The organism is Desulfobacter sp. (genome assembly GCF_050177295.1).
This window is the reverse complement of the sequence record NZ_JBFXHE010000287.1, coordinates 1-5,768: the sequence shown is the minus strand read 5'-3', so window position 1 is coordinate 5,768 and position 5,768 is coordinate 1. Positions and strand designations below refer to the sequence as shown.

The 5,768-nt window shown below is 43.9% G+C and carries 10 protein-coding genes and 1 tRNA gene; 8 read left to right on the top strand and 3 right to left on the bottom strand.

The window, feature by feature from the left end; genetic code table 11:
- Positions 1-174 precede the first annotated feature (174 nt).
- From AB7U36_RS17025 to AB7U36_RS16995, 7 genes are all read left to right on the top strand, one after another.
- Positions 175-651 (top strand): hypothetical protein, encoded by a 477-nt coding sequence (locus AB7U36_RS17025; protein WP_428160887.1) that lies wholly within the window; start codon positions 175-177, stop codon positions 649-651.
- A 255-nt stretch (positions 652-906) separates the two neighbouring features.
- Complete coding sequence (locus AB7U36_RS17020) at positions 907-1,107, top strand: hypothetical protein (RefSeq protein ID WP_428160886.1); 201 nt, start codon at positions 907-909, stop codon at positions 1,105-1,107.
- Between the two features lie 58 nt (positions 1,108-1,165).
- On the top strand, positions 1,166-1,387 hold the full coding sequence (locus AB7U36_RS17015; RefSeq protein ID WP_428160885.1) for a hypothetical protein: 222 nt from the start codon (positions 1,166-1,168) through the stop codon (positions 1,385-1,387).
- Positions 1,371-1,694, top strand: coding sequence for a hypothetical protein (locus AB7U36_RS17010; protein ID WP_428160884.1), 324 nt, complete (start codon positions 1,371-1,373; stop codon positions 1,692-1,694). The genes AB7U36_RS17015 and AB7U36_RS17010 overlap by 17 nt, the downstream gene beginning before the upstream one ends.
- Complete coding sequence (locus AB7U36_RS17005; protein ID WP_428160883.1) at positions 1,672-1,965, top strand: hypothetical protein; 294 nt, start codon at positions 1,672-1,674, stop codon at positions 1,963-1,965. The genes AB7U36_RS17010 and AB7U36_RS17005 overlap by 23 nt, the downstream gene beginning before the upstream one ends.
- Before the next feature lie 22 nt (positions 1,966-1,987).
- On the top strand, positions 1,988-2,674 hold the full coding sequence (locus tag AB7U36_RS17000) for a hypothetical protein (protein ID WP_428160882.1): 687 nt from the start codon (positions 1,988-1,990) through the stop codon (positions 2,672-2,674).
- Positions 2,674-3,030 (top strand): hypothetical protein, encoded by a 357-nt coding sequence (locus AB7U36_RS16995; protein WP_428160881.1) that lies wholly within the window; start codon positions 2,674-2,676, stop codon positions 3,028-3,030. Before AB7U36_RS17000 ends, AB7U36_RS16995 begins: the two co-directional genes overlap by 1 nt.
- 421 nt (positions 3,031-3,451) lie before the next feature.
- Here the strand turns inward: AB7U36_RS16995 and AB7U36_RS16990 are convergent, their stop codons facing one another.
- The 3 genes from AB7U36_RS16990 to AB7U36_RS16980 all read right to left on the bottom strand — a co-directional run bounded on the left by AB7U36_RS16990 (position 3,452) and on the right by AB7U36_RS16980 (position 5,091).
- Entirely contained in the window at positions 3,452-3,829 is a 378-nt protein-coding gene (locus tag AB7U36_RS16990; RefSeq protein ID WP_428160880.1) for a DUF2513 domain-containing protein, read from the bottom strand.
- 197 nt (positions 3,830-4,026) lie between these two features.
- Positions 4,027-4,102: transfer RNA gene (locus AB7U36_RS16985), tRNA-Phe, on the bottom strand.
- A gap of 251 nt (positions 4,103-4,353) precedes the next feature.
- The gene (locus tag AB7U36_RS16980) at positions 4,354-5,091 is read right to left on the bottom strand and encodes an RsmE family RNA methyltransferase (RefSeq protein ID WP_428160879.1); all 738 of its coding nucleotides are present in this window, start codon (positions 5,089-5,091) and stop codon (positions 4,354-4,356) included.
- A 465-nt stretch (positions 5,092-5,556) separates the two neighbouring features.
- Here AB7U36_RS16980 and AB7U36_RS16975 point away from each other — a divergent pair.
- Positions 5,557-5,768 (top strand): transposase family protein (locus tag AB7U36_RS16975; protein ID WP_428160878.1); only part of this gene is annotated, 212 nt, incomplete at its 3' end.

Genomic DNA, 5,768 nt, shown 5'->3' with positions numbered 1-5,768 from the left:
ATTTAACCGAAAATATAGCATAAGTGTCTCCTTGAAAGCTGATTATTATGCATTCGTTATTGCCTGAAAATACATAATAAATCATCTTCCAAGAGAGTCCAATTTATTTTTCTGGAACACTATAACAAACACCGGGATGAAAACAAAAAGGTCATTTACTCGGGTACTGCTGACATGGTTGATGATGCGGATTGTGCATACACCCTGGATATAGTCCAGGAAGATTACGATGGCACCAGGACCGTCAAGTTTGAGAATTTTAAAGCCCGTGGCGACGTGGCGCTTGAGGCATTTTATCAATACAATTATTTGCCGGGAACTTTATATTATGACCGGCTCGACTCTGTTTCCACTGTTGACGATGAGGAACGGAAAAGAGTTGAACAGCAGCACGCGCTTGATGTCCAGTTGAGAAAAAATCGTGTGGCTGTGGATGCCATTATTGAGTGCATCCAGGGAGGTATTGACCAAAAGACTGTCCTGATTACTGAGGCTGCAGCCAGATCCGGTATATCGAAACCAAAAATTCGAAAGGCCCTGATTGAACATACTGGCCCGGACAAGTCCAAAAATCAGTTCTGGTATGAGGAAATTGGAGTCAATAATTCACACATCTATCGCCTAAATTATGGGGTTTCTGATGCAATTTGACCCCAGGGGTAAAAAACCGAAAAACCGAACAAACCGAAAATGGGTAAATTGGCTTTTTGATGACTTAGCCGTGCTGAGAGAGAGAGTTCCCAAGGGTTTTACTGGTTTTCTCGGTTTCTCTGGTTTTATTAGTTTATTGGGTTTACCTATTTTTACCCCCTGGGTTGTCGAGACAAAGAAACCATTCCCCAAATCGAAAAACCGAAAAACCGGATCACACACAGCACGGCTAAAAATAAAAAGGAATTTAAACTAATGGACACTAAACAATTAACAGATTTAATCAACCACCGCCTTGGCATCATCAAGCAAGATTTTAACGCCTTGCCCACTGGTGGATCTCTTGAAAGTCTTCAGCAAACATTGCTGAAACTCATAGGTAAGACGTCGCTCCTGGTGGAGGACATTGACCGCCTGAATGGGCTTAAAAACCCGGAAAACGCACTAAAAAAATGAACAAAAACGAACAATACCAAATAGTTGAACAATACCGGGGAGTTAGGAGTGAAGAACCATGGCAAGAGGCTTGAGTTTAAAAAGTTTAAGCGATCTGAGGCGTTTTGTGGGCAAGGTACTCAATGAACTTTATCGGGACGAAATGCCGGAAGGCCGGGCCAGGGCGCTTTTCCATGGCGCATCGGTCTTGAAAGACGTCATTCGTGATGGAGACCTTGAACAGCGGATCAGTCAATTGGAAAAAACCATGAAGGAAAACGGAAATGAAAAGAAATTTTGAAAACCGGCTGGATCGTTTGGAACAGGCCAGGGGGGATATCATGAAGCCGGGTGAACTACCGGAGACCTGTATCATTGCCTGTTTTGACCGGGCGAAGGACGACCATGGCAATGAACTCCCCGTCGTCGAGGTGGGTGGTCTCTTTCGGCTGGCCGGCGAATCTGAGGACGACCTCAAGGACCGGGCGCTCCTGGCAGCGTGCAAAGGTAAGCCAGTCGGATACAAGCCGGTATTGTTCGCCCACCGGCTGGCACCCGTGCATGCCAGTGAGAAGGGAGACTTCTATGTCGATGGTCAAAAGAGTTGAGAATCTTGAAAAATATTTCGGCACAGATGAAGACCTGCCACCCGAAGTGTTGATAATTTACACGGAAAATTGCAGCCGGGTTGATGCAGAACCCTTGCCAATAACAAAATTTACAGTGTTCGGCCAGGAGATCCACAGACAGCCTGATGAAATATATCAGGTTTTTGAAACCAGGGCGCTAAGAGCAGCGCTTGAACTTTTACCCAAAAAACAGCCAGGACAGGCGGCACCAGTACCGGTGTTGGTTGGCAATGGCAGCGCGCAGAAATAACCACTAAAAAAGGATTTTAAAAATGACAGATCTTTACCTTGGTCTTAACGACCAAATCATTTCCAAGACAGATAACCCGATGGTGGACCCCAATAACGAAGATGAAACAAAAGTGTTCGGGGAATTATTCTACAATTTGAAGCAACAGATCCACAGCGTCAACGCCGCCTATGAAAGAGCGCAGACAATTGACCCCGACGTACCGCAGGGCATACGGACGGAGCGCCAACGCATGATCGCCTTGGAAGCCGAAGCCGATTTCAACGCTAAAATGGAACCGGCGCTTGCCAAGCTTGAGAAAAAATTGGAAGGCCAGGTGGAGCGGATTCAGGCTGACATTGCCGAAAAATCAAAGGTGTCTGACCCTATTTTAGCCGAATTAAAGGGCCAGGAAGTCAGACGCCTGCTCTTGGGTGTAGACAAAGCAGAACGCGCACAAATTTTGATGGATGCTGCCCAAAGGGGTGATAAATTCCTCTTGGATTCTGTCCGTGGGTCACTGATCCCGATCGTATCGGAAGATATTATAGGCCGAGCTGAGTTCGCTTTTACGGAAAAATTTTTCCCGACTTTTTACCAAACCAAAAATCGGAATGCACGAACGATGGAAGAAGCACGGGAACGCTGCCGTCGCGTAACACGTGGGTTACGTCGGTCTTTAAATGTCGCGCTGTCTGACCGGTTACCGAAGAAACAGGAGGTGAAATAATGATAGTTACAATCACAGAGACCGGCCAAACAATCGACCTTGCCGGCGCAGAGAGTTTTGTTGAAGCCATGGATGAAAATAATGTTTATTCTTTGGCTACCGGGAACCCTGATGATCACGAAAAGCTTTTCCGGACTCCTGGCGGCAGATGGATCGTAAACGCATGGACCGGGATGCAACGACCAACCAAATGGCGTGAAATCGATCATGAAACTGCCCTGGCTTGGCTGGCCTTGAACGGAATCAAACCGTCTGAAACCATTCACGGCTCTGGACCCAGCAAAAAGGTCTACACACGGACTTGGGATGAATCCCCACAGCAGTTTCAAAAAAGAGTGAATCAGGCCGTTATCTAACGGCTGTGGTCCTGCCCGGTAAACGATTGGGGCCGGGTGGGACCTTTTACCTTACACAATGCAAAGCAAGAAGTAATGGTCTTATCAATAGAGAGGCGACATTGGAAGATATGGATACAAAACAATATACAAATAAAGAACTTAGCATAGTAACAAAACTCCTCGAAGCATCCACATCAAACCCGAAAGAACTTTTAAAGATGCTTGGGATCATTCGGTGCGCTGCCTCTGAGTGTATTTATTATAACCGGAACTCTCCTTTTAATTGCGGTCTTCGAGATGTTGTTCTGCATAAGGGAATTTGCCGCTTTTACCGCATAGGTAGACAAAATTCTTCAACAGCGCACCCTCTGGACAGGACAGACTTACCTGGTGGGTCGTATGTTGATTTTGTGTCGGCAAAGTAACGCTTCCAGAATTTTTACCCAATAAGAATTGAAGAAGACGCCTTTATTGCCAATGTTTTAACAAGATCAAGAGTCATAGATATGCCTGTTTCTGTGAATTTTTTCCTGACTTTAGACCATACGGAGTCGTTTCGTATGGTATCTAAGAACTCATGACCTTCCCATGTCATCCTCTCAATAGAAAATCCGTCAATATCAACCATTTCACCATACATGCTGCCATTTATCAACCCAGCCTCAAGCATAATTTGTACATGGTAAGATATTATTGATGGGTCTTTATTTTCGAAATCTGACAAGGTTAATGAGCCTTTTACCATTGGCTGTTTTTCAATCTTAAGCAGTATTTCCCTTATTACATCCCAGTTTCGTTCCAATGTTATATCCTCCATAATATTTACATGATTTTATGCAAACTCGTGCGTCATTTGTGTGGGCTTTTATGGAGTCCCAAAACTCTTTTTTCGGAGTCTAAAAATTCCCTTTTGGGGGAGGAAGAAACTCTGCTTTTTATGTGCAAGGTACTTACATAGCGCTTACATAATCAAAAAGGCTTCCAGTCCTTAAAAACCGAAAGCCTTTATAATCGTGGTGCCCAGGAACAGAATTGAACTGCTGACACGGGGATTTTCAGTCCCCTGCTCTACCGACTGAGCTACCTGGGCACATCAAATAACGCAGCTTTTATATGTTCTTTACCCATTCAAGTCAAGCAAAAAATTAGAAAAGTATTACTTGATGTTCAAGTTTTTAATTCTTGACTTTTGAAAATTACCAAATGACGGGCATTTCAAGCTTTTTTTGAGAAGTCTTTCAGAATCAATTTAAAGTTAAAAAACCATGAAAAGCCTTGACAAATAGTACTCTTGAAAAGTCAACTAAAAAAAACTCGAATATCGAGTATTAAGAATAATTTTCAGCATCCACCCATATCACCCAGCAGATACTGGATTAAACCGCAGGCACATACCGCTGCTGTTTCTGCCCTTAAAATCCTGGGCCCAAGGGAATAGCTCATAAAGCCTAATTCAACGGCATGCCTGATCTCTTCTTCTTCAAAACCGCCCTCTGGTCCGATCAGGACAACAGCATCGTTATTCTCTCCAGGGACCGGTCTGGCAAGGGGGCGGTCCGACGCTTCCCAGAAGGCAAATCTGTGTGAACAGCCGTTTGAAAATACCAGAACCTGTTGAAAATCCATGGGCGGCATAATTTTAACAAGACTAGATCGTCTGCACTGCTTCAAAGACTCCCTGGCAATGGTCTGCCATCGCTCAATCTGTTTTTTCTCCCGATTTTGACCTGACAATGGAATGGATCTTTTACAATAAAAAGGAATCCAACGGGTTACCCCGAGCTGGGTAATCTGCTTGATGATCTCATCCATCTTGTTGTGTTTGAGCATGGCAGTACACAAGGTCAGATCAAGATTCGATTCTGTGAGGCTTTTTTTTTCACTTAGAATGGAAATTTGCACAAATTCAGGAGAGACCTGGTCTATACAACCTGTATAATCAGTGCCATGACCATCGGTCATGGAAATGGCATCCTGGGGTTTAAGCCTGAGCACCTTGCATATATGTTTTGCATCCTGACCATGGATTACAGCCTTATCTGCGCTTAACGCCTCTTTATCGATTAAAAATTTCTGCATATTTATGTCTTGATTCCGTTAAAAGTTGAAGCCCGTCTTTTTTGGGGCGGGTGCGATGGCCTTGTCGTCCTTTTTTGTTGAAAAAATTCTCTCCTATGATCTTTTTTGTCCGCCAGCTCGGAGGATAGGGCAATGCTGGAAAGCAACCCGAGCGCCGTAGCCGGTGATGGAAGCATGAGGGCAATATACGAGCATGTATGTTGCCCTTTCCCATGCATTCATCTTTAATGCGATGAAGTGGACCCCATGTCAAGACTGATTTTGACATTTTTTAAGCTACACTTTTTAGGTTTAAGTCCGCCTTATTTCGGCGGGGCCGATAGCTTTGTTGTCCTTTTTTTGTTGAAAAAATTGGCTCTCCGATATTTTCCGTGGTTGTAATTTGAGTTTAATTCGGAAATAATAGTCAATTTTTTATTCACAACAAATGGAACAGTGTCATATGGGATTGAATTAGATTTAGAGTTGCCTGATGTTGAAATTTTGAATGTATCCCGCGATAGCAAAGGAAACTATGTCATTGAACTTCAGAGTACGAAAAAAAAGGGCATCTGCAGAAAATGTGGAAGAGAAACTCAACGCTTTATCGGTTATGATGAATGGATAACGATTAGGCACTTGCCGATTCTTGGACGAAAAGTGTATTTAAAAATTCGGCCACGTCGCACTCAATGCTT